Origin of the sequence: Roseovarius sp. 10, from assembly GCF_033100315.1 — a bacterium.
Classification (GTDB): domain Bacteria; phylum Pseudomonadota; class Alphaproteobacteria; order Rhodobacterales; family Rhodobacteraceae; genus M30B80.
In genome coordinates this window covers 897,876-920,685 of sequence record NZ_JAWLVH010000001.1, presented here as the reverse complement: position 1 = coordinate 920,685, position 22,810 = coordinate 897,876, and the positions used below count along the sequence as shown (strand labels likewise).

Annotated in this window: 25 protein-coding genes and 1 other RNA gene; 16 read left to right on the top strand and 10 right to left on the bottom strand. The window is 57.7% G+C overall.

Going from position 1 to position 22,810, the window contains the following annotated elements; genetic code table 11:
- The first annotated feature begins 43 nt into the window (after nucleotides 1–43).
- Genes ftsY through RYZ18_RS04675 form a run of 3 tightly spaced genes read left to right on the top strand, consistent with a single transcriptional unit; the run spans nucleotide 44 to nucleotide 2,863 of the window.
- Nucleotides 44–1,321 carry a signal recognition particle-docking protein FtsY gene (gene ftsY, locus RYZ18_RS04685; RefSeq protein ID WP_317655215.1) on the top strand — a complete coding sequence of 426 codons (1,278 nt, stop codon included), beginning with the start codon at nucleotides 44–46 and terminating at the stop codon, nucleotides 1,319–1,321.
- A gap of 18 nt (nucleotides 1,322–1,339) precedes the next feature.
- Complete coding sequence (locus RYZ18_RS04680) at nucleotides 1,340–2,242, top strand: EamA family transporter (RefSeq protein ID WP_317655214.1); 903 nt, start codon at nucleotides 1,340–1,342, stop codon at nucleotides 2,240–2,242.
- 15 nt (nucleotides 2,243–2,257) lie between these two features.
- Nucleotides 2,258–2,863, top strand: coding sequence for an inner membrane-spanning protein YciB (locus RYZ18_RS04675; RefSeq protein WP_317655213.1), 606 nt, complete (start codon nucleotides 2,258–2,260; stop codon nucleotides 2,861–2,863).
- Here RYZ18_RS04675 and RYZ18_RS04670 read toward each other — a convergent pair.
- Entirely contained in the window at nucleotides 2,838–3,713 is an 876-nt protein-coding gene (locus RYZ18_RS04670; RefSeq protein ID WP_317655212.1) for a pseudouridine synthase, read from the bottom strand. The genes RYZ18_RS04675 and RYZ18_RS04670 overlap by 26 nt on opposite strands.
- Nucleotides 3,714–3,776: 63 nt before the next feature.
- Here RYZ18_RS04670 and RYZ18_RS04665 point away from each other — a divergent pair, with 63 nt between their 5' ends.
- Nucleotides 3,777–4,232: a nucleoside deaminase gene (locus tag RYZ18_RS04665; protein ID WP_317655211.1), complete on the top strand. Its 456-nt coding sequence runs from the start codon at nucleotides 3,777–3,779 to the stop codon at nucleotides 4,230–4,232.
- 13 nt (nucleotides 4,233–4,245) lie between these two features.
- On the opposite strand, the gene rnpB is transcribed toward RYZ18_RS04665, so the two are convergent.
- From rnpB to gatC, 5 genes are all read right to left on the bottom strand, one after another.
- Nucleotides 4,246–4,627, bottom strand: an RNA gene (gene rnpB, locus RYZ18_RS04660) — RNase P RNA component class A.
- A 12-nt stretch (nucleotides 4,628–4,639) separates the two neighbouring features.
- Nucleotides 4,640–5,332: an N-acetylmuramoyl-L-alanine amidase gene (locus RYZ18_RS04655; RefSeq protein WP_317655210.1), complete on the bottom strand. Its 693-nt coding sequence runs from the start codon at nucleotides 5,330–5,332 to the stop codon at nucleotides 4,640–4,642.
- Nucleotides 5,329–6,207 (bottom strand): hypothetical protein, encoded by an 879-nt coding sequence (locus RYZ18_RS04650; protein WP_317655209.1) that lies wholly within the window; start codon nucleotides 6,205–6,207, stop codon nucleotides 5,329–5,331. The genes RYZ18_RS04655 and RYZ18_RS04650 overlap by 4 nt, the downstream gene beginning before the upstream one ends.
- 15 nt (nucleotides 6,208–6,222) lie before the next feature.
- On the bottom strand, nucleotides 6,223–7,707 hold the full coding sequence (gatA, locus tag RYZ18_RS04645; protein WP_317655208.1) for an Asp-tRNA(Asn)/Glu-tRNA(Gln) amidotransferase subunit GatA: 1,485 nt from the start codon (nucleotides 7,705–7,707) through the stop codon (nucleotides 6,223–6,225).
- Nucleotides 7,707–7,994 (bottom strand): Asp-tRNA(Asn)/Glu-tRNA(Gln) amidotransferase subunit GatC, encoded by a 288-nt coding sequence (gene gatC, locus RYZ18_RS04640; RefSeq protein ID WP_317655207.1) that lies wholly within the window; start codon nucleotides 7,992–7,994, stop codon nucleotides 7,707–7,709. Before gatC ends, gatA begins: the two co-directional genes overlap by 1 nt.
- A gap of 167 nt (nucleotides 7,995–8,161) precedes the next feature.
- Between gatC and chrA the strand changes: the two genes are divergently transcribed.
- A complete protein-coding gene (gene chrA, locus RYZ18_RS04635) occupies nucleotides 8,162–9,427 on the top strand; it encodes a chromate efflux transporter (RefSeq protein WP_317655206.1) in 1,266 nt (421 codons plus the stop codon).
- A gap of 90 nt (nucleotides 9,428–9,517) precedes the next feature.
- Nucleotides 9,518–9,685: a 50S ribosomal protein L33 gene (rpmG, locus tag RYZ18_RS04630; RefSeq protein WP_111731977.1), complete on the top strand. Its 168-nt coding sequence runs from the start codon at nucleotides 9,518–9,520 to the stop codon at nucleotides 9,683–9,685.
- A gap of 132 nt (nucleotides 9,686–9,817) precedes the next feature.
- Here the strand turns inward: rpmG and RYZ18_RS04625 are convergent, their stop codons facing one another.
- Together RYZ18_RS04625 and RYZ18_RS04620 are read right to left on the bottom strand one after the other, a co-directional pair.
- The gene (locus RYZ18_RS04625) at nucleotides 9,818–10,558 is read right to left on the bottom strand and encodes a Bax inhibitor-1/YccA family protein (protein ID WP_317655205.1); all 741 of its coding nucleotides are present in this window, start codon (nucleotides 10,556–10,558) and stop codon (nucleotides 9,818–9,820) included.
- 194 nt (nucleotides 10,559–10,752) lie between these two features.
- Nucleotides 10,753–11,724, bottom strand: a complete 972-nt coding sequence (locus RYZ18_RS04620) for an NADPH:quinone oxidoreductase family protein (RefSeq protein ID WP_317655819.1) — start codon at nucleotides 11,722–11,724, stop codon at nucleotides 10,753–10,755.
- Nucleotides 11,725–12,037: 313 nt separating this feature from the next.
- Here RYZ18_RS04620 and RYZ18_RS04615 point away from each other — a divergent pair, with 313 nt between their 5' ends.
- The 3 genes from RYZ18_RS04615 (at nucleotide 12,038) to RYZ18_RS04605 (ending at nucleotide 13,777) form a co-directional block, all read left to right on the top strand.
- The gene (locus tag RYZ18_RS04615; protein WP_317655204.1) at nucleotides 12,038–12,403 is read left to right on the top strand and encodes a helix-turn-helix domain-containing protein; all 366 of its coding nucleotides are present in this window, start codon (nucleotides 12,038–12,040) and stop codon (nucleotides 12,401–12,403) included.
- A gap of 72 nt (nucleotides 12,404–12,475) precedes the next feature.
- Nucleotides 12,476–13,300, top strand: a complete 825-nt coding sequence (hisN, locus tag RYZ18_RS04610) for a histidinol-phosphatase (RefSeq protein WP_317655203.1) — start codon at nucleotides 12,476–12,478, stop codon at nucleotides 13,298–13,300.
- 18 nt (nucleotides 13,301–13,318) lie between these two features.
- A complete protein-coding gene (locus tag RYZ18_RS04605; protein ID WP_317655202.1) occupies nucleotides 13,319–13,777 on the top strand; it encodes a CAP domain-containing protein in 459 nt (152 codons plus the stop codon).
- A gap of 5 nt (nucleotides 13,778–13,782) precedes the next feature.
- Here the strand turns inward: RYZ18_RS04605 and RYZ18_RS04600 are convergent, their stop codons facing one another.
- Both RYZ18_RS04600 and ilvC read right to left on the bottom strand, forming a co-directional pair.
- Complete coding sequence (locus RYZ18_RS04600) at nucleotides 13,783–14,697, bottom strand: DMT family transporter (RefSeq protein ID WP_317655818.1); 915 nt, start codon at nucleotides 14,695–14,697, stop codon at nucleotides 13,783–13,785.
- Nucleotides 14,698–14,830: 133 nt separating this feature from the next.
- Complete coding sequence (gene ilvC, locus RYZ18_RS04595; RefSeq protein ID WP_317655201.1) at nucleotides 14,831–15,853, bottom strand: ketol-acid reductoisomerase; 1,023 nt, start codon at nucleotides 15,851–15,853, stop codon at nucleotides 14,831–14,833.
- A gap of 138 nt (nucleotides 15,854–15,991) precedes the next feature.
- On the opposite strand from ilvC, the gene RYZ18_RS04590 reads away from it, so the two are divergent.
- From RYZ18_RS04590 to RYZ18_RS04560, 7 genes are all read left to right on the top strand, one after another.
- On the top strand, nucleotides 15,992–16,447 hold the full coding sequence (locus tag RYZ18_RS04590) for an Lrp/AsnC family transcriptional regulator (RefSeq protein ID WP_317655200.1): 456 nt from the start codon (nucleotides 15,992–15,994) through the stop codon (nucleotides 16,445–16,447).
- Entirely contained in the window at nucleotides 16,444–16,902 is a 459-nt protein-coding gene (locus tag RYZ18_RS04585; RefSeq protein ID WP_317655199.1) for an Lrp/AsnC family transcriptional regulator, read from the top strand. The genes RYZ18_RS04590 and RYZ18_RS04585 overlap by 4 nt, the downstream gene beginning before the upstream one ends.
- 18 nt (nucleotides 16,903–16,920) lie before the next feature.
- Nucleotides 16,921–17,076 carry a DUF2256 domain-containing protein gene (locus tag RYZ18_RS04580; protein ID WP_317655198.1) on the top strand — a complete coding sequence of 52 codons (156 nt, stop codon included), beginning with the start codon at nucleotides 16,921–16,923 and terminating at the stop codon, nucleotides 17,074–17,076.
- Between the two features lie 127 nt (nucleotides 17,077–17,203).
- Complete coding sequence (locus tag RYZ18_RS04575; protein WP_317655197.1) at nucleotides 17,204–19,348, top strand: malate synthase G; 2,145 nt, start codon at nucleotides 17,204–17,206, stop codon at nucleotides 19,346–19,348.
- A gap of 262 nt (nucleotides 19,349–19,610) precedes the next feature.
- A complete protein-coding gene (locus tag RYZ18_RS04570; RefSeq protein WP_317655196.1) occupies nucleotides 19,611–21,845 on the top strand; it encodes a calcium-binding protein in 2,235 nt (744 codons plus the stop codon).
- 63 nt (nucleotides 21,846–21,908) lie between these two features.
- A complete protein-coding gene (locus tag RYZ18_RS04565) occupies nucleotides 21,909–22,328 on the top strand; it encodes a GlcG/HbpS family heme-binding protein (protein ID WP_317655195.1) in 420 nt (139 codons plus the stop codon).
- Entirely contained in the window at nucleotides 22,325–22,729 is a 405-nt protein-coding gene (locus RYZ18_RS04560) for a RidA family protein (RefSeq protein WP_317655194.1), read from the top strand. Before RYZ18_RS04565 ends, RYZ18_RS04560 begins: the two co-directional genes overlap by 4 nt.
- Nucleotides 22,730–22,810 lie beyond the last annotated feature (81 nt).

Below are 22,810 nucleotides of genomic sequence, written 5' to 3'. Positions count from 1 at the left end.
TATTAGGGGAAGGGACGTAAGGTAAAAGGCGGTTTTTGAGCGAATGTCATTTTTCAAGAAAATGAAAGAGCGGCTCTTTAAGTCTTCGTCCAAGATTGACGAAGGGTTAGAGGCTTTGGTGGCCGAAGGCGCCACTGATGATATGGCCCCTGAGATAGTCGAAGAAACTGCCGAAGCAGCCGAGCGCATAAGTGAGGGGCAGCAGGCACCAGAGCCAGAACCTGCGCTAGAACCTGAACCACAAGCCGAGCCAGAGCTAGAGCAAAGCCAAGACCCTGAGGGTGCCCCTGAGGATGCTGCAGAACCTGCCGCGGTGGAAGAACCGCAGCCGCAACCAGTCGCCCGCCCCGCGACTGAGAGCGCGCAGGCGGAGGCGGCGAAACCACCTAAACCTGCGCCCGAACCTGCGCCCGAACCCGCGCCTGCAGCGAAGCCAAGCCTGTTGCGCCGCTTGGTGGGTGGAGGCGCTGCGCCCGTTGCTAAGCGCGTGATTGATGATGAGATGATCGAGGAATTGGAAGAAATCCTCATCAGCGCAGATTTGGGGGTGGAAACCGCCCTTGCGCTTTCGTCAAATCTGGCCTCCGAACATTTTGGCCGCCGCATGAGCGTGGCCGAGATCAAAGCGGCGCTTGCCCGCGATGTGGCCCGCGTTATGGAAGCTGTGGCCAAGCCGATGCCGATTTACCCCAAACGGCCGCAGGTGGTGTTGGTGGTTGGTGTGAACGGGTCTGGCAAGACCACAACCATCGGTAAATTGGCCAGTCAATTCAAAGCTGCGGGGAAATCCGTTGTCATTGCCGCCTGCGATACATTTCGTGCGGCAGCGGTTGAGCAATTGGAGATTTGGGGCAATCGCGCTGGCGTGCCTGTGCTGCGTGCCGAAACGGGGGGCGATCCCGCAGCCTTGGCCTTTGATGCAATGGCGCGGGCCGAAGCCGATGGGGCCGATTTGCTGCTTATTGATACGGCGGGGCGGTTACAGAACCGCGCGGATTTGATGGAAGAATTGGCCAAAATCGTGCGGGTGATCCGCAAAAAAGACCCTGATGCGCCGCATAACACGCTGTTGGTTCTTGATGCGACCACGGGCCAAAACGCGCTCAGACAGGTCGAAGAATTCCGTAAGATATCGGATGTCAGCGGCCTGATCATGACCAAGCTTGATGGCACGGCCAAGGGCGGTATCCTTGTGGCATTGGCCGATAAATTTGGCCTGCCCATTCACGCCATTGGTTTGGGCGAGCAGATTGACGACCTCGCCCCCTTTGATCCCGAAGAATTTGCAAACGCGCTTATGGGGTTGGAGAGCAATGCGTAACAGGGTGGAGGGTCGCCCTTGGGGGATCTGATCATCGCCCTTGAGGGCACGGCTGCGGGCGAACAATTGGCCCTGATCTTAGCCTTATGCGCAGCGCTGCTGCATGCGATTTTCGGCGCGTTGCAAAAGGGGCGGCATGACCCCCTGTTGTCACGCGGTGCGATTGATGCGGCGATGGTGGTTTTGGCAGGGCCTGTTGCCCTGTTCATCGTGCCATGGCCCGAGCCGCATATGTGGCCGATTTTTGCGGGCATGTTCATCATCCATGCAGGCTATAAATGGGCGGTGCTGTCGGCCTATCGGCGTGGCGCCTATACGGTGGTTTATCCCGTGATGCGGGGCACAGGCCCGCTCTTTACTGTGATCGGGGCGGGCATCTTGTTTGGCGAGGTCTTTACCCTTGGCCAATGGATTGGGGTGGGCGTTTTGATCACGGGGCTTTATGGGCTTGCTGCCTATAATATCGCCACGGTGACGATTGACCGCGAAACGCTGATCCCCGCCTTGGGATTTGCAGTGCTGACAGGGTTATTCGTGGCGCTTTACACCAATTATGATGCCTATGGCATTCGCGCCACCGCCGACCCTTTTACCTTTCTGGCATGGTTTTTCTTTATTGATGGCTTTGCCATGCCTGGTTTTGCCTATGTCGCGTGGCGGCGTATGGCAAACCCGCCCGCGCTCTCAGGGCTGGCTTTGCGTGGGGTCATCGGGGCCTTGGTGGCATTCGGGTCTTTTGGGTCGGTCATGTTGGCCACGCGCCTTGATCATGTGGGCGAGGCTGCTGTGCTGCGCGAGACATCCACCGTGTTTGCCGCGCTGATTGGTTGGATTTTCCTCAAGGAAACCGTTGGCCCGCGGCGTTTGGCCCTTATGGGGTTGATTGCAGCGGGCGCGGTGATAGTTGAGGCAGCAGGCTAGAAAAGGAACAGACCCATGCAAAACGGAAAACCCATCGCGCCATGGTTGAAAACCACGCTAGAGCTTGGGCCTGTTTTGGGGTTTTTCGTTCTGTATCTGTGGATCAAAGAGCAGACCTTCACCATTGCGGGGGTGGAGTATTCGGGCTTCATCATGGCGACCGCGCTGTTTATCCCCGTGATTGGCGCGGCAATCGCGGCCCTTTGGTATCTGACAGGGCATATCTCACGCATGCAGATATTCACCTTGGTTATGGTCGTGTTCTTTGGGGGGCTGACCATCTGGTTCAATGACGAGCGGTTTTTCAAGATGAAAACCACGCTTGTTTACGCAGTGTTTGCGGCCTTGTTGGGGATTGGCCTTCTGCGCGGGCAAAGCTGGCTCAAGGTGTTGATGGGTGAATTTCTCAAGATGCGGGATGAAGGTTGGATGATCATCACCCGCCGTCTGACAGCCGTTTTCGCCGCAATGGCGGTTGCCAATGAGATCGTCTGGCGCAATTTTTCGGAACAGTTTTGGGTAACCTTTGAAACCTTCGCGCTGCCCGCCTTTTTGTTCGCGGCCTTTATGGCGCAAGCCAAGGTGATTGAGCGCTTCAGCGAGCCTTCGGACGAGGCTTAAACCCGCCCCGTTTGGCCGTCCCACCATCGCGCGTGGGGGGCGTAGATTTTTTGGGCGGCGCTTTGCGCAGCTTTCCCGTTTTGGGGCCAGTTTTGGCCTTCGCGTGCCCCTCAACCCGCACTTCTAGGCCCAGTTGATCCGCCAAGACGCGCGGTTTGATCTCTTCAACCTCGCCCGCTTTGAGTTCGCCCAAGCGAAACGGGCCGTAAGAGATGCGGATCAGCCGGTTGACCTCAAAACCAATCGCCTCCATCGCACGGCGAATTTCGCGGTTCTTTCCCTCGCGCAGGCCAATGGTGAGCCATGCATTGGCCCCTTGTTGGCGATCCAGTGAGACGCTCATGGGTTGAAATGTCTCGCCCTCGATGCTCAGGCCCTTGCGCAGAGGGGCAAAGGCCTCGTCATTGGGTTTTCCCTTAATGCGCACGCGATATTTGCGAAGCCATCCCGTAGAAGGCAATTCAAGTTTGCGCTTCAGGCCGCCATCATTCGTCAATAAAAGCAGACCTTCGGAATTCAGGTCGAGCCGCCCCACGGACATCACCCGTGGTAGTGTATCTGGCAAAGCGTCAAAGACGGTCTTGCGCCCCTTTTCATCCGCGGCGCTTGTGATCAGCCCCGCAGGTTTGTGATAGAGCCACAGGCGCGGGGCGGCGATCTCGGGCAGGGGGGCGTTGTCCACCTCGATGCGATCTTGCGCGGTCACATTTAGGGCAGGGCTGTCGATGACTTTGCCATTCACGCTGACGCGACCCTCGGCAATCATCCGCTCTGCCTCGCGGCGCGAGGCAATCCCTGCGCGGGACAGGCGTTTGGCGATCCGCTCGCCCTGTGGTGTGCTTGTGTTCATGTGCCCTCCCTAAGGGTTTGGCTTCTGCTTGGAAAGAGGCAGAAACTGAGGCATGAAGGGAATATGAACGAATTTCACAGCCATATGCCCCGCGCGCTTGATCTGGCGCGACAGGCCGCCTTGCAGGGTGAGGTGCCTGTTGGTGCCGTGATCATCAAGGATGGCGCGGTAATTGCCGAAGCCCGCAACGAGATGCGCGCGCGTCATGACCCGACCGCCCATGCCGAGATGCTCGCCATTCGTGCCGCTTGTGCCGCATTGGGGCAGGAACGCCTTACAGGATGCGATATTTGGGTCAGTCTTGAGCCTTGCCCTGCCTGTGCAGGGGCCATTGCCGCAGCACGCCTGTCGCGTCTTTATTATGCGGCTTCTGATCCGAAATCGGGCGGCGTGGCGCAGGGGCCATGTGTCTTTGACCACCCCCAATCGCATTGGAAGCCTGAGATATATTCTGGCATAATGGAGAATGAGGCAGCCGCACTCTTGCGCGCGTTCTTCGCAGCCAAGCGAGACGAGTGATGGCCGACAGAATATGCGCGGAGGGCCTATAAGCCGGATTCTGTCTTGCCCCTTGCGGGGCATGGATGACCATTCCTCTGGGCGATCTGTTGCCAGATCACTCTAGCTGCCAACCCGGATCGCACGGGGCAGAAGCGGCCCTGAAAGGTTGCCCTTTCCAACGATCCCTATTTGGCATTGCTCCCGGTGGGGCTTGCCGTGCCGCCCGTGTCACCACGCGCGCGGTGGGCTCTTACCCCACCGTTTCACCTTTTCCCAAGGCCGAAGTCTTGGGTAGTTTCATTTCTGTGGCGCTTTCCGTCAGATTGCTCTGCCTAGGCGTTACCTAGCACCGTTGCCTCTTGGAGTCCGGACTTTCCTCGAACATTGCTGCCCGCAGTCATCCAGCCCTCCGCGCAAGAGGCGCTTTACGTGACGCGGCCCGCGCGGTCAACGCCAAAGCGCGCCGCCAAATCAGCCGCAATCGCGCAATCCCATCCGTCAAGCGGCGCGGCTTTTGCCAAAGCATGGGGGCGATACCTGCGCCGCAGCGTGTCGCGCATAAGGTCGAGATCCTCCACATGATACCCAATTTGCGCGCAATCATTCATAAAGCGCTGCGGGTCTATCGCCAAAGGCGCGCGGGGCTTTGGCATTACGGCGAGGCCTTCATGCGCAAGCCGTGCCCAATCAAATCGTGGGCCTGGGTCAATCTTGCGCCCTGCGGCCAGATCAGAATGGCCGATAACGCCTTCGGGCGGAATATCCCAACGGGCCATGATCCCGCGCAGTAGATCACCAAGGCAGGCCATTTGTGGTTCGGAAAACGGGCTAAATCCGCAATTGTCCAATTCAATTCCGATAGAGTGGGAATTTACGTCCACGATCCCGCGCCAAGCCCCCGCGCCCGCATGCCATGCCCGCATCGCCTCATCCACCAAAGCGTGGCATCCGCCATCACGCCCAATAAGATAATGCGCCGAAACCTCGCGGGATGGGTCGCAGAGCGCGCGCGCTGCCCCCTCGCAATCCTCCATCGCGGTATAATGGATCACGATCAAAGAGGGGGTTGCCCCCTCGCGCCTTGGCCCGAAATTCGGGCTTTGGCGGGGCAGGCTCATTGGGTCGCACGCGCGGCTTGGGCCGCCGCGCGATAGGGTGCAGGATCCCATCCGCAGGCATAGCCATCCCCATCAGGGTCAAGCACCATTGGGTCGCGATTGGGCCCGCCGCGCGCTAAGAAATCTTCTTGCGCGAGATCATCCCCGCGATAGGCCGCACAGTTTTCCGCATGTCGCCCCCGACCCAAGGGGGAACGGGCATAAACCCGTTGCCCCATCGGATGGCTCGTTGCCAAGGCGTAATTCAACACCGATGGGCCAACCGTTTGGGGGCGCTCAGGCACGGGTTCAGGTGCCACCACTACCAATTGTTGCTGCATCCGTGCGCGCCGTTCGGCGTCTGATTCAATTGTCTCACGCGCGGACACCGCGTTGAAATCCTGTTCGTCAGAAATCCCACGGGGTGTTGCAGATCTCGGGGGTGCAGATACGGGTGCCGCAGAGGCAATGGTTGTCACAGCGACAGATGGCGTGGATGCCGCAGGCGCGGGGGCGGCGATAGCGTGCGCGCCTTGTTGTGAGACCGCCTGTGGCGCGGCGGCCTCAATGGCCGCGCGGGCGCGGGCCGCTAAAATTTGATCTTGCGTCAAAACGGGTGCTGCGGGTGCGGCAGCATTGGCCACGATCGGCGCCGTTTGCGGCGCGGTGATTGCCTGTGGCGGTGTTCGCAAGGCCTCGCGCCGTGCAGCCTCGGCGGCGAGATAGCTTTGATAATCGTTGAACCCAACCCCTTTGGCGACATCATTGGGGGCAGAGACGCATCCACTTCCCCCAATTCCTACGGCCACAAGCAATGCCCCCACGCGCAGCTTGTCCCGCAAATTTGCGGAATGCCCGACCTTAAACCCCATCACTGCCTCATAAGCTTTTTGCATATTTATGCAGAAAGCTTACCACCATTTATTGGGTTTGGCTACAAATCCCGCCGCAGTTTCCAGCGCGTAGGCGGTGTTGAGCAAATCACCCTCTTCAAAGGGGCGGCCGATCAATTGCAGACCCAAAGGCAGGCCCGCACTGCTCAACCCTGTGGGCAGGGCCACACCTGGCAGGCCCGCAAGGTTCACGGTGACTGTGAACACATCGTTGAGATACATCTCAACAGGGTCAGCCACCTCTTTCCCCAACTCAAACGCCGCCGATGGTGTGGCGGGTGTCAGGATTGCATCAACGCCTGCGGCAAATACCTCGTCAAAATCGCGCTTGATCAGGCTGCGCACACGGCGCGCGCGGTTGTAATAGGCATCGTAAAACCCTGCTGATAGCACATAGGTGCCGATCATGATCCGCCGCTTTACCTCGGCACCAAAGCCTTCGGCGCGGGTTTTCTCGTAGAGTTCTGTAATGCCGTCCCCTTGGGACAGTTCCGCGCGATAGCCAAAGCGCACCCCATCATAGCGCGCAAGGTTTGACGAGGCCTCGGCTGGTGCGATCACGTAATAGGCGGGCAGAGCGTATTTTGTATGCGGCAGCGAGATGTCGCGCAGTTCTGCACCTGCATCTTTCAGCATCGCAGCGCCATCGGCCCAAAGTTTCTCAATCTCTTCAGGCATCCCATCAACACGATATTCGCGCGGGATGCCGATGGTTTTGCCCCGAATATCACCCGTCAGAAGTGCTTCGAAATCGGGAACGGGCAGATCGGCGGATGTGCTGTCTTTGGGGTCATGCCCCATCATCGCGGCCCCCATGATTGCGGCGTCCCGCACCGTTTTGGTCATTGGCCCTGCTTGATCAAGGCTAGAGGCAAAGGCGACAATCCCCCAGCGCGAGCAGCGCCCATAGGTGGGTTTCAGACCTACTGTGCCCGTGAAGGCGGCAGGTTGGCGGATTGACCCGCCCGTATCCGTGCCAGTGGCCCCCAGGCAGAGGTCAGCCGCAACCGCGGCAGCCGATCCCCCAGAAGATCCACCGGGTGTCAGGTTTTGATCGCTGCCGTTCGCGCGCCACGGGTTGACCGCTGGCCCGTAAACAGAGGTTTCGTTGGACGACCCCATGGCAAACTCATCCATATTAAGTTTGCCCAACATGACCGCGCCTGCATCGCGCAATTGCGCTGAGACGGTCGATTCATATTCAGGCCGAAAGCCTGACAGAATTTTTGACGCGGCTTGGCTCTCGACCCCTTCGGTGCAGAACAGGTCTTTGATCCCAATAGGAATGCCGCAAAGGGCGGGCGCATCGCCCGATTTGATCCGCTGATCTGCGGCCTCGGCGCGGGCAAGCGCAAGATCGGGGGTGTTATGGACGAAGGCGCCAAGCGCGCTGCTGCCCTCAATCGCGCTGAGGCAGGCATTGGTCAATTCAACTGCTGTGGTCTCGCCACGGCGCAGGGCATCGCGCGCCTCGGCAATGGTCAATTTGTTCAGATCAGACATCACTCAACCACCTTTGGCACGGCAAAAAATCCTTCGCGCGCATCGGGCGCGTTCGACAAAACTTTGGATTGTTGATTGCCATCCGTCACCTCATCTACACGCGCCTTAAGGCGCTGTGGCGTGACCGATGTCATCGGCTCAACATCGCTGACATCCAGTTCTGAGAGTTGCTCAATAAAGCCCAAGATCGCGTTGAATTCGGACGCTAGGCTTGGCAATTCGGCAGGGTCAACCTTGATGCGGGCAAGTTTCGCCACGCGGGCTGCGGTGTCGGTGTCAATTGACATCGTAATATCCCTTCTGTTCTGTCAGGCGCGGGTTTAGCGGGGCAGGGGCAGCACTGCAAGCGGCCACGCGCAGAAAACCCGTTAGGTGAACCGAACACTTGGCGGGTCGTCATCTGACTGTCACAGTGTCACGCCATAGCCGTGATCCGTAGTATAGGTGCGCCAGCATGAGCGAAAATCAACACCCCCCCAGTCTGAGCGCGCTTTTCGCGGTTTTTGCGCGCATTGGGGTTTTGTCCTTTGGCGGGCCCGCCGCGCAAATCGCCTTGATGCATCGTGAGTTGGTCGAGCAGCGCAATTGGTTGAGCGAACGACAATTTCTTGCGGCACTGTCCTTCACCATGCTTTTGCCCGGGCCAGAGGCTATGCAACTGGCCACTTATGCAGGGTGGCGCTTGCGCGGCACTTTGGGTGGCTTGATCGGTGGGGGACTTTTCGTCTTACCGGGTGCTGCGGTGATCATGGCCTTAAGCGCGCTTTATGTGGGCTTTGGTCAGCTGCCGCTTATGGCGGCGCTGTTCTTGGGCATCAAGGCAGCGGTGATTGTGATTGTCATCCAAGCCTTTTTGAACCTGTCAAAGCGCGCCTTAAAGGGGGCCGTTGCCGTGTGGATTGCGGGACTGGCATTTACGGCACTGTTCGTATTTGATCTGCCCTTTCCTTTGGTGATCGCAGGGGCGGCGCTGATTGGCTATTTGGGTTGGATCACGCCGATTGCGGCGGCGGCAGACCTGCCGCAAGGGCGCCCGTCCAACAGCGGTGCTCATCTGGCGATCTGGGGCGGGTTGTGGGCCGCGCCCTTGGGGCTTTTATACCTGATAGCGCCTGAGGGGCTGTTGTTGGAGGTTGGGCTTTTCTTCTCGAAACTGGCGCTTGTGACCTTTGGCGGGGCTTACGCGGTCTTGGCCTATATGGTGCAGCAAGTTGTCGGGGATTTTGGATGGCTCACCACAGGGCAGATGATGGATGCTTTGGGCTTGGCTGAAACCACGCCTGGGCCGCTGATATTGGTGACGCAATTTGTTGGCTTCCTTGCAGGGTTTGGCACCTATGGGTGGGCAGGTGCGGTCACTGCCGCGGTTTTGACCCTTTGGGTGACGTTCATACCCTGCTTCTTGTGGATATTCCTATTCGCGCCACAAGTGGATCGCTTGGTCGCATGGCCCAAGCTAAAGGCCGCGCTTGACGGGGTTATGGCGGCGGTTGTTGGGGTTATTGCCAATTTGTCTGTGTGGTTCGCGCTGCATGTCTGGTTTGAAACGGTCACGCGCGACAACGGGCTGTGGCTGCCTGATTGGGCGAGCCTTGATTTGGCTGCCGTGATCTTGACCCTTCTCGCGGCAATCTTACTGCTGTGGCAGAAGATGGGCCTGATCCGCGTTCTTGTGATTATGGCGGGGGCGGGCGCGCTTATTTCCCCGTTTTTCGGTTGACACCTGCCGCCCCGTCAGTAAAAGCGCCCAAACAGAATTATCTCGCGCGCGGATTCTCGCGCCGATCAACGCCGTTCAAGGAGCAACGCCATGGCGAAGCCGACCACGATTAAAATCCGCCTGAACTCCACGGCGGGTACAGGCCACTTCTATGTGACCAAGAAAAACGCACGCACAATGACCGAGAAAATGACAGCGCGCAAATACGACCCAGTCGTGCGCAAGCATGTCGAATATAAAGAAGGTAAGATCAAATAAGATCTGCCTCTCTTGGGTATACATAAAAAAGCCGCGCCTGATTGCGCGGCTTTTTTATTGGCGTGATACAGCAATGGAAAAGGGCCGCACTGTTCATGCGGCCCTTCATTTTTGGATATGTGCCCTGAAGGCTTATTCGCGGTTACCCAAGAATTGCAGCAGGAACATGAACATATTGATAAAGTCGAGATAGAGGCGCAACGCCCCCATAATCGCGGATTTGTTCAGCCATTCCTGATCGCCATGCACGGCATGGTCGATATATTCTTGTTTGATGGACTGGGTGTCATAGGCAGTCAGACCTGCGAAGATCAGCACGCCCAAAATGGTGATTGCGAAATGGATCGCGGGTGAGCCCAAGAAAATATTGATGATCGAGGCCACAATCAGGCCGATCACGCCCATCATCAAGAATGTGCCCCAGCCGCTGAGATCCTTTTTGGTGGTGTAGCCATAAAGGCTAAGCCCCGCAAAGGCGATGGCGGTGGTCAGGAAGGTCTGTGTGATGGACACGCCTGTGAACACAGCAAAGATCCACGAGATGGAGATACCCATCACGGCAGCGAAGGCATAGAAGAACAACTGCGCTGCTGCAGCAGACAAGCGGTTCACCGCCGCGCCAAAGGCAAAGACCATGATCAGCGGCGCGAACATGGCAATCCAGCCAAGGATATTGGGCTGCATCGTGATCGGGTCGCGGAATAGGGCGTTCAGCGCAGGGTTGCTGCCGATTGCCCAAGCAGCGCCTGCGGTCATGACCATGCCTACGGACATGGTGCCGTAGACCTTGTTCATATGGGCGCGCAAGCCCTGATCAATCTGCGCTGCATTGGCCGAGGCCGCTGCCGAGCGCATCGTTTGATATGGTGCCATTGATCCCTCCTACAGAGATGGCTGTGACGGTCAAAAAGGGTGGCAAAGCCGCCCCTTGGGGTCGCAGGCGGCACTCTGCCGCCCGTCCTTGGCCTTAATATTGGCAAGAAGGGCTATTTTTTCAAGTGAAAGCTATGCAAAACACACTCAAAGGTTTGATAGTTTTTTCCTATCACGTAAGCCTGCGATAGGTATCAAAGCGTCTTTGAAATTTCGATCACCACTTTGCCCGTGGATTTGCGCGATCTAAGCGCGTCAAGGGCTGCAGGCAGGGCGTCAAACGGGTAAGTTGCACCAATATGAGGCTTGAGGCCGCCTTGTGTATAAAGGCCAAAAACCTGTTCAAGGGAGTGTTGCAAGGCCTCTGGATTAAAGCGCAGATACCCGCCCCAATACAGGCCCATCACATCAAGATTTTTGACAAGCAGATGATTGGCGGGGATTTGCGGAACGGTGCCGCTGGCAAAGCCGATGCTTAAAATCCGCCCTTCGGGCCGCATAGCGCGAAAACCGGCCTCAAATCCCGCGCCGCCAACCGCATCATAAAGCACATCAACACCGCCAAGGGCGCGCAATTGGTCGCGCAGATCGGGGGTGTCTGCGTCAATCACATGATCCGCACCAGCGCGTTTGGCAATTTCAAGCTTGGCTTGCCCGCGCGCCACCGCAATGACCTTGGCCCCAAGGCTTGCGCCGATTTCCACCGCGGTCAGGCCGACCCCACCTGCCGCACCTAACACGGCAAGGGTTTCCCCCGCAGCCAGACGCGCACGCCGCGTCAGTGCCAGATGTGAGGTGCCATAGGCAATCAAAAATCCTGCGGCCTCGGTCAAGGGCATGTGATCTGGCAGGCGCAGGGCGCGCTGTGCGGGAAAGCATCCATATTCTGCCAAACCGCCTTGGCCCGCATAAACGGCCACAGGATCCCCTACCGCGTGGGTTGTCACCCCATCCCCAAGCGCATCCACCACGCCCGCCAATTCTAACCCCATGACGAAGGGCGGGGTCGGGGTGTCTTGGTATTTTCCCTCAATCATAAGCAGATCGGCAAAGTTCAGACCACAGGCGGCAATGCGCACCCTGATCTCGCCTTTGTTTGGGCGTGGCATTGGAAGTTCACGGATTTCTGGCGCGGTGTTAAAGGCGCTCAACTCCCATGCTTGCACGGCAAAATCCTTTCCCAATCATCCAAGCCCCTGATCTTGCACAGTTAAGACATCGCGCCAAGCCGTCAAAGCGCCGCGCGCTTTTTCGTTAGGAAAAATTCGCCTTATGCGGTATCATAGGGCTCCGAACGCAGGTTGTGTGACCGGCTTTGGCGCGTGAATTATCAGGTCTGCCTCTCCCCTTTCTTGACCGATATTCGTTGCGCCCTATCTTGCACTCGGTGCCGCATGGGTTGAGTGATGTCTTGCGAACTCGCTTGGCTTTTGTGGTCGTTTGTTGCCAAACACCAATCGCAGTCGCAGGAGTAACCAAGTGACACATCCCGTAGACATTCATGTCGGCAAGCGCGTTCGTCATCGCCGTTGGATGGTGGGTATGACCCAGCAACAGCTCGCGGCCCATGTTGGGATCAAATTCCAACAGATCCAAAAATACGAAACTGGCATGAACCGCATCAGCGCCTCGCGCCTTTGGGATATTGCGGCAACGCTTGGCGTGCCTGTGCAGTATTTCTTTGAGGGATTGGACGAAGCCAACACCACCGCCGCAAATCAGCCCGATGATCTTTTGGCGGATAAGGAAGCGTTGGATTTGATCCGCTCTTACTACGCGATCCCAGAAAATCAGCGCCGCCGTTTGTTTGATTTGGCGCGGGTTCTGTCGGACGCAGCTGCTTGACCTAGGGCGGTTTTGCGTGGCACTGCGCGGGGGCGGGGCAGAAGGCCCTGCTGCCACCAGTGAGATGCCATCATGACCGCGACCCGCAATTTGCCCAATGTGACCGATGTCGAGGCGGCCGAGCTGATTGCCTTGGCCCATGACCTGGCGGATGCTGCGCGCAAAGCGACCTTGGCCCGTTTTCGTCAAGCGGGGCTTTCAACCGAAAACAAGGCAAGCGCGGGATTTGATCCCGTAACCGAAGCCGACCGCGAGGCCGAGGCAGCGATGCGCGCCTTAATCGAGGCACGCCGCCCGCAAGATGCGATTTTGGGCGAGGAATTTGGCGTAAAATCGGGGCAATCGGGCCTGACATGGGTGCTAGACCCAATTGACGGCACGCGTGGATTTATGACGGGCACACCCAGTTGGGGGGTGTTAATTGCCCTGTTGAATGAGACAGGCCCAATTTTCGGCGTCATTGACCAACCCTATATCGGTGAGCGTTTTATCGGCGGTTTGGGGCAAAATTCCCTGACTGGCCCGCAAGGCGAAATGATCTTGCGGACAAGCGCGCGCAAAACTTTGGCTGAGGCGCGGCTCTTTTCGACTTTTCCAGAAATCGGCACGATGTCCGAGCGGCTCGCCTTCGAAGCGGTGCGCGATCAGGTGCTTTTGACGCGCTACGGGATGGATTGCTACGCCTATGGTTTGGTGGCCTTGGGGCAGGCAGATTTGGTGATTGAGGCGGGTCTGCAATCCTATGACATCGCCGCCCCGATTGCCGTGATTGAGGCGGCGGGGGGCATTGTCACCAATTGGCAAGGCGGCCATGCCCATCAGGGCGGGCAGGTCTTGGCTGCAGCCAATCGCGATTTACATCAGGCGGCATTGGTGCTTTTGTCTAAGCATTCTTGATCCTTTATGGGGTGCGTCATGCGTAAATTTCTTTCGCTCGGTCTTGTGGTTGCGGCCCTTGCGGCCTGCGCGCCAAACGCGCCGCAAAACGGGCCTGATCAAGATGGCCGTCTCTCCCTGCGCCAATCCTCGGAAATTGGGCGTGTGGGCACCTATCTGGCCATCGCGCGCGCGGATGCGGGGCTGACCATTCCGCTGCGCCATTCACCGAAATTGCAAGGTGTCGCCGCCGCGCGTGCGGTTGATCTCGCCTCAGGTGGGCTGGCCCCCTTGTCGGATCGCATTGCGCAAGCGGGCTACTCTGCCTGTTTTAGCGCCGAGGCGGTGGCGCGCGATGCGGCCGATTTGCGCACGGGCGTAGATCAAATGTTGGCAGATCCCGCCACCCGCGCAGCGATCCTATCTGCAAGCCCAAGCGAGTTTGGCTTCTTGCGCAATGGGGCAGAGCAAATCTTGATCCTTGCGCGCCCCTGTTAAAGGGGTCAGGCGCGTGGGCCAAGGATGCGGATCACTGTTTTCCATTGGCTGATTGCGACCCCGCACAAGATTAATCCAAGCGCCACAAAAAAGCGCAAAGGCAGGTCTTCTGACAGGATCAGCCAGCCAAAGAACACCGACCACAGCGGCACTTGATAATTGACCAAGGTCATAAACACTGCGCCCGCGCTGCGGATCACCGAAACCCGCAAAAGCGCGGCAAGCGCGGTGGGAAAGAGGCCAAGCACGATGATGGCCCCCCCTGAGCGAAGGCCTTGCCATTGCGGCAGACCTTCAACGATCAGCATCGCAGGCAGGATCAAGACCGCCCCAACAGCAAGGGTCGTTCCCGCAAGGCTGATGGGGTCGACCGCAGGGCAGGTGCGGGTCATCACCGAGGACACGGCGTAGGAAATGGTCGCGGCCAAACAGGCGAGGGGGGCCAACACCTCCCATCCTTGTGAGGTGCCCATCTGAAACGCCGCACCGAGGTTTGGGCCCACCAAAGTTAGCGCGCCGAAAAAGCCCACAGTCACGCCAATCACACGGCGGCGATCCATTTTTTCATCGCTAAAGACATGCGCCAAAGGCAGCACGAACAGGGGCAGCGCGGCCATGGAAATACCTGCAAAGGCCGAAGGCACATATTGCTGGCCCCACGACAGAAGTGAGAAGGGCAGCGCGGAATTGAGCGCACCAATGATCAGAATATAGGGCCATGCGGCGCGGGTGGGCAGGGGGCGGCCAAGGGCCGCCATCAATCCAAGCAAGGCCAATGCCCCCAATGTGGTGCGGGCTGCCGCAACAGTAAGCGGGCCATAGCCCTCAAGCGCGATAGAGACGACCATAAATGTGCCGCCCCAGATCACGCCAAGCGCGGCGATCGAGGCCCAATTAGAGGCACTGGGGCTGTCGGATATACGGGTTTCGGTCATGATATTCTGCTCCTGCCAAGGCGGGTTCTGCCGCCTTCAGAGGGCATGTGCAATGGGGCGACAGAAAAAAGGCCCGTCTTTGCGGACGGGCCTTTGATCGGTTGAGCTGCTAAGCGACTTAGTTCTTCGCTTTGTCCACCATCTTCCCTGCGGAAATCCAAGGCATCATGCCGCGCAGTTTTTCGCCCACTTCTTCGATCTGGTGTGCGTCATTGATGCGGCGTGTCCCTTTGAAGAAGGGCTGACCCACGGTGTTTTCGGTCATGAAGTCACGAACGAATTTACCTGTCTGAATATCGGTCAGAACCTCTTTCATGCGCGCCTTGGTTTCATCGTAAGGCAGGATGCGGGGGCCAGAGACGTATTCGCCATATTCGGCCGTGTTCGAGATCGAGTAGTTCATATTCGCGATGCCGCCTTCGTAGATCAGGTCAACGATCAGCTTCACCTCGTGCAAGCACTCGAAATAGGCCATCTCAGGGGCGTAGCCGGCTTCGACCAAAGTCTCAAAGCCCATGCGGATCAGTTCAACCAAGCCACCGCACAACACGGCCTGTTCACCGAAGAGGTCGGTTTCGCACTCTTCTTTGAAATTGGTTTCGATGATGCCCGAACGGCCACCGCCAATGGCGGAGCAATAGGACAAACCGATTTCCAAAGCTTTGCCGCTTGCATCATTGTGAACGGCCACAAGGCAAGGCACGCCGCCGCCTTTGGTGTATTCGCCGCGCACTGTGTGGCCTGGGCCTTTGGGGGCCATCATGATTACATCAACGCCAGGCTTAGGCTCGATGAGGCCGAAATGCACGTTCAGGCCGTGGGCGAATGCAATCGCCGCGCCTTCGCGCAAATTGTCATGGACGTATTTCTTGTAGGTTTCGGCCTGCAATTCATCGGGCATGGTGAACATGATCAAGTCGCACCAAGCGGCGGCTTCTGCGATCCCCATAACCTTGAGGCCTTCGCCCTCGGCCTTCTTCGCAGAAGGGGAGCCCTCGCGCAGGGCCACAACAACATTCTTTGCCCCGCTGTCGCGCAGGTTCAGCGCGTGCGCATGGCCTTGGCTGCCATAGCCCAAGATGGCAACTTTTTTGTCTTTGATTAGGTTCACATCGCAATCGCGATCGTAATAGACGCGCATCGGCTTTCTCCTTGCTGGCTGCAAATTTCATCTGCCGTTGGTATAAGCGCGGTTTGCTGCGAAGTGCGGATGAATATTTGATTATTTTGAGTATTATATGATAAGATCATTCGCAAATATTAATTTTTGGATTATTTCATGCTCGATGATCTGGATCGCCGCATTTTGCGCCATCTACAGTCTGACCCTGACCAACCTGTGGCGCGGGTGGCCAAAGCGGCGGGTGTGCCTGTGGCGACCTGCTATAAACGGCTTGATCGCATGCAGGCGATGGGCGCGTTGCGCGGGACGCGCGCTGTTATTGATTGGCGGGCACTTGGCTATGCGGTTCAGGTGTCGTTGCGGATCTCATTGGATAAAACAGATCCACGCGCCTTTGATGAATTTATCGTCGCCGCGCGCGCCGTGCCAGAGGTGACCGAAATTCAAACATTCTTGGGCCGTGTTGATGTGCGCCTTGAGGTGATTGCGCGCACCATGCCGCATTACCAAGAAATTTACCGCGACCGCATTCTAAGCCTGCCCCATATCGCGGATATCGAGGCCCTGATGCATGTCGCGGCAATCAAAGACAGCGAAAGCTTGCCCTTATGATTGATCTTGATCCGATTGACCGCCAAATTCTGCGCGCTTTGCAGGAGGACGCCACGCAAAAGGCCGCCGAGATCGGGCGGCGCTTTGGCCTAAGCCAACCCGCAGCATGGCGGCGCATTAAGCGCCTGTCTGATGCAGGTGTGATCACCACCCGCCGTCTTGATCTTGATGCTGAAAAGCTGGGCTTTGGCGTGACAGTGTTTTTGGGGGTGAAATTGGCCACCAAGGGCCGCGTCAGCCTTGAGGATTTCGAGCGCGCGGTGACCGCCATCCCTGAGGTGCAATTGGTGCAGCATGTTCTGGGCCTTTATGATTACAGGCTGCGCATTATTGCCCGCGATCTGCCAGATTTTGAACGGGTGTTGCGCCGCCGTATCATGACCCTGCCTGGGGTTGGGAATGTCGAGGCGAATGTGCTGTTGTCAGAGGAACGCCGCCCTGGCCCCTTGGGGTAAGCGCGCTATTTTTCAGCTATGCCCAAAATGAAACGCAAATCAGACCTGCCTCAAAAAACCTGTGCCACCTGTGGTCGCCCCTTCGTGTGGCGGCGCAAATGGGCCAAGGATTGGGAGGGGGTGCGCTATTGCTCGGACAAATGTCGCGCGGCGCGCAAGTCGGTCAAAGCGTAAATTGCCTTCCCTCGATAATTGGTCTGTTTATTTTACCAGATCGCTTGCCTCTCGTGTGATTTTTGGCTAACGCGAGGGAAGGGACGCGGGCTGCTTTTGTGCAGCATGAAGAGAGGAGACCCCGCAAATGACCAAACGTGTAGAGCGTGCAGGCCTGCAAGTGGCGCAGGTTTTGGCGGATTTCATCGAGACTCGGGCCTTGGTTGGCACTGGCGTGGCCGCTAATGCATTTTGGACGGGGTTCTCTGATCTTTTGCATGGCAAAGCTGACAAAAACCGCGCCCTTTTGCAAAAGCGCGAAGATTTGCAGCGTCAGATTGATGAATGGCATATTGCACGCCGTGGTCAGCCCCATGATGGCGATGCCTATCAGGCCTTTTTGCGTGAGATCGGGTATCTCTTGCCTGAGGGGGAAGATTTCCAGATCGACACAGATCGCGTTGACCCTGAGATCGCCACAGTGGCAGGCCCGCAATTGGTGGTGCCCATCACCAATGCGCGATTTGCCCTGAACGCGGCCAATGCGCGTTGGGGCAGTTTCTATGATGCGCTTTATGGCACGGATGCTATGGGCAGCCTGCCCCCCAAAGGCGGCTATGATCGCGGTCGTGGATCGCGCGTTGTGGCGCGCGCGCGGGTCTTCCTTGATGACAGCTTCCCCATTGAGGGGGCAAGCCATGCCGATATCCGCCGCTATAGCGTGGATAAGGGGCAGTTGATGATGGATGACAAGCCCCTCGCAGATCCTGCGCAGTTCAAGGGCTATACGGGCAATGCAAAGGCGCCTGATACCATCCTTTTGTGCAACAATGGCCTGCATGTTGAATTGGTCTTTGACCGCGCCCATCCGATTGGCAGCCGTGACCAAGCCTTGCTTGCGGATATCCGTTTGGAGTCTGCGGTTTCGGCTATCATGGATTGCGAAGATTCCGTGGCCTGTGTCGATGCTGAGGACAAGGTTTTGGCCTATTCCAATTGGCTTGGTTTGATGCAGGGCGATCTGGAAGAAAGCTTTGAGAAGGGCGGGCAAACCATGACCCGCCGCTTGGCCGCCGATAAAACCTTTACCGCGCCCGATGGCAGCACGTTTGACGTGAAAGGCCGCGCTTTGATGCTGGTGCGCAATGTGGGTCATTTGATGACCAACCCTGCGATTTTGCTCAAAGATGGCAGCGAGGCTTACGAGGGCATGATGGATGCGATGATCACCGCATTGATCGCCATGCATGACCTGAAGAAAGCCGATGGTCTGCGCAACAGCCATGCAGGGTCGGTTTATGTGGTGAAGCCCAAGATGCACGGGCCTGAGGAAGTTGCCTTTGCGGACGAGATTTTCACCCATGTTGAGGGCGTTTTGGGTCTGAAACCCAATACGGTCAAACTGGGTGTCATGGATGAAGAGCGCCGCACCTCGGTTAACCTCAAGGAATGTATCCGCGCAGCCAAGCATCGCTTGTGCTTTATCAACACAGGCTTCCTTGATCGCACGGGTGATGAAATTCACACCTCCATGGAGGCAGGGCCATTCAGCCGCAAGGATTTCATCAAGCGCAAATCATGGATCACCGCCTATGAAAACCAGAATGTGGATATTGGTTTGGAATGCGGGTTGCGCGGTCGCGCGCAGATCGGCAAGGGGATGTGGGCCATGCCCGATGCCATGGCCGCGATGCTAGAGCAAAAGATCGAACATCCGCGCGCGGGCGCAAATTGCGCTTGGGTTCCAAGCCCGACTGCCGCGACCCTGCACGCCACCCATTATCACCGCGTGAATGTGGCTGCGGTGCAGGAAAAACTGGCCGCAGGTGGTCGCCGTGCCTATGTGACGGGTCTGTTGGATATTCCAATGGCCAGCTATCGCCGTTGGTCGCAAGATCAGATCACCCGTGAATTGGACAATAACGCCCAAGGTATTTTGGGCTATGTTGTGCGTTGGGTGGATCAGGGTGTTGGCTGCTCGAAAGTGCCAGACATCAACAATGTGGGCCTGATGGAAGACCGCGCGACCTGCCGCATCAGCGCGCAGCATATCGCGAATTGGCTGCATCATGGTGTCGTCAGCGAGGATCAGGTCATGGCCGCCATGCGCCGTATGGCCGAGGTGGTTGATGGCCAAAATGCAGGCGACCCTGCCTATAGCCCAATGGCGCCCGGGTTTAACGGCATCGCCTTTGCGGCGGCCTGTGATCTGGTCTTTAAGGGTCGCGTGCAACCCTCTGGCTATACTGAGCCAGTGTTGCACGCCCGCCGCCTTGAATGGAAAGCGGCGTAAAGCCACCCGATTATATCGGTTTATCTCTGCCCCCCCCGTGCCTGTCTGATCGCTGGCGCGGGGGTTATTTTATCGTGGAACCCGCGTGAAAAAGGGGGGGCTTACCTACCACAAGACGGGTGTCTTTACTTTCGATAGACCGCCGCGCGTCCTTTGAGGGGTCGTGATACCTTTGCGCGGCCGACCTAACCCTCCGCCCATCTGCACAAAGCCCGCAAATGTCGTTGTCACTGTCAAACACTGTGTTTGAAGGGTGCAAGTCATGGATCGGTTTGTGATCAGCGGTGGAACACTGCAAGGCGATGCGATTACATCGGATTTATTTGGCGCGAATTTTGTCACCAGTTTCGACCGCACCGATGGCAGTTTTGCAGCGCGTGTCGAAATGATCGGGGCTGATTATCTGCGCTATCCCGGTGGCACGGTGACGGAGCTCTTGTTTGACCCTGCAAACCCCGATGCAAACAGCGCCGAGGTGACCCGCGCCGATGGCGTGACTGTTTCCCGCAGCCTAGAACCCCTCAGCGATTTTTTGGATTACCTCTACGAGGCTGATCGCGGCGGGCTCTTTGTGATCCCAACCCTGCGCTATCTTGATGCGGCGGGGCAAGGCAGTCAGCTGTCAGACAGCGATATTGCGGGGCTGCGCCATTACATCGGCACAGTTTTGAGCAGCGGTGTCGAGGTCAAGGCTTTTGAGCTTGGCAATGAATTCATGTATCTAGACTGGTTTGACATCCCTTCTTATGCGCAAATCGCGGGTCAAATCGCCTTGATTGCGGATGAGGAAATCCGCAGCTTTGAGGCAAGCACCGATTTGGCCGCAGATTACGCGCGGCCCCTAATCTCGCTTCAGTCGACTGTGCCGTGGCAGATATCCGATGCGGATGGCGATGGCATAGCCACGGCACAAGAGGCGATGGTGACCTTGATCGAGGCGCTTCCGCAGGGCGCGCTTGAGGCGATCACGGGCCTTTCTGCGCATCGCTATATCAGCGGGGCCTATGAGGGCATTGATCATGTCGATGCCTTGTGGTCGCATTTGGATCAAATGTCCGACTTGGTCGGGCGCGATCTGCCCGTGCTGTTGTCTGAATGGAACATAAAATCCAACCAGCTTGGGGTGCGCGATTGGAACAGCGCCACGGAGGCTGAACGCGATGCGATTGACACAGGCCTTAAGCACGCAGGGGCCTTAGCCGCCTATTTTCACGAGATTGCAGCCAATGATGTTGAATTTGCCTCGATCTGGGGGCTTCAGCATCAAAACCAGATGTCGCTCGCGGCTGCTGAAGGCAGCGACAGCGCGCTTAAGGCGGGCGGCGTTATGATGCAGCTTTTGCAAGATTTGGTGATTGGCACCCATGCGATGGAGATTGCCCGCCCCGATGGCGCATTCGATATTCACGGATTTGGTGGGGCCAAACGTCAGGTCTTTGTGATCAATTCGCGCGTGGGGGATGATCTGGCGATAGAATTGGATTTGACCCAATTCGTGGGGGGCGCAGCCCCGCGATCTGCGCAAATTCTTGGGGTGGTGGATGGGGCTGACCCGCGCGATCCGAATGCGCCCACAACCCTGCAAAGCCTTGACCCTGCAAGTTTGATTGCGGGCAGCGGCGTGGTTCTCCACCTTGCCCCTTACGAGGTGCTGGTGTTGGACTATGACGTGCCTGTCGCAGATGCGGCGATTGCGCCCGATACTATTTTTGATCTCTTTTCCCATGACCCTGCGGAGATCATCGCCGCCGAGATCGTGTTGCCACAAGGTGATGCGCCCGATGCAGTCGAGACAGAAAACCATTTCGATCTTTTCACGGCCTTCGCCGCATTCGATAAAGCCACGCCTGCACCAATCGCGCAGGTCTTAGGGCATGATCAAATTTTGGCCCATTTGATGTATCGGGATGAGGCACTGGCCGAGGCTGCCGTTGGCGATCTGCGCCACCGCGGTGGCAGCGCCCATGATGATGGGATCATGGGGCGGGGCGGGGGGGATGAGCGGCTCGTTGGTCGTGGTGGTCATGACACGCTGTGGGGCGCGCGGGGGGCGGATGCGCTTTTTGGCGGTGTCGGCAGCGATGCGCTGTTCGGTGGGCAAGGCGATGACCTCCTGCATGGCGGTGCGCAGCATGACAGGCTGTTTGGCGATGCAGGCAATGATCTGTTATTTGGCGGCTCAGGCAGTGATCACCTTGAGGGTGGGGCGGGGGATGATCTCTTGTCTGGTGGCGCAGGGTTCGACCGCTTTATCGGCGGGGAGGGGCGTGATGTGTTCTTCTTTGATGCAGAAGGGGCCGCATGGCGGGAAACCATTGTGGATTTTAACGCTGCAGAGGATCGTCTTGCCTTTCAGCTAGAGGGGCTATCGGTGATGGAGGCGTTGAGCCTCTCGCGCGAAGAAACGGATTTGATTTTGAACTACGGTCTAGGCTCGGTCGTTTTGTCAGGTCAGGCTGAGGCAGAGCTGACAGAAGACCATTTCCTCTTTGTTTGAACGTGCTATCTGAGGGAGCAGGGGCTATGGCCCCAAGATCAAGACAAGAGGGACAAAACCAAGATGATCACACTCGATCAGGCACGCACAATTATTTCTGCAACCCGCGCCAAAGGCCGTGAGATGGGGCTAAAGCCCCTTTCGGTCGTTGTTCTCGATGCAGGCGGCAATATTCAAGCCTTTGAGCGCGAGGATGGCGCAAGCCCAGGTCGCTTTGAGATTGCGCGCGCCAAGGCCTATGGCGCGGTGATGTTGGGCATGGGCGGCAAGGCGCAAATGGCGCGGGCCGAGGCGCAGGCCTATTTTGTCAACGCGGTCAACGGGGCCTTTGGGGGCCGTGTTGTGCCTGTGCCTGGTGGTGTTCTGGTTAAGCGGGATGGCGTTGTGATCGGCGCAGTTGGGGTTACGGGTGACACATCCGATAATGACAGCGATGCGGCTGTGGCGGGTATTGCCGCAGCGGGGCTTGACGCAGAACCATGAGCGCGGATGCCCTATCAGGGCGGCGCCTGATTTCCTCAGGCTCGCCCTTTGAGGCCGAGATCGGATATAGTCGGGCAGTTGTGCAAGGTGATTGGATTTTCGTGTCGGGAACCACGGGATTTGATTACAGCACCATGCAAATTGATGCCGATATTGCGGCCCAAGCCGAGCAATGCTTTGCCAATATTGACACCGCCCTGCGGGCAGGCGGTGCGTCAATCTCCGATGTTGTGCGGGTTCATTACATCGTGACCGATGCCGCCCTTTGGCCCACGTGCTGGCCTGTCACGCAAAAATGGCTTGGCGCAGTGCGCCCTGCGGCCACAATGTTTGTGGCAGGCCTGCAAGACCCGCGCATGAAGATCGAGATTGAGGTAACAGCCTATCTTGGCTCAAAATGAGGATAAATTTATCGAAAGCAGCCCCGCTAAATTCTTGCGGCGAGTTGGGCGAAGGCCTATAGATTTGGGGAACAGATTTTT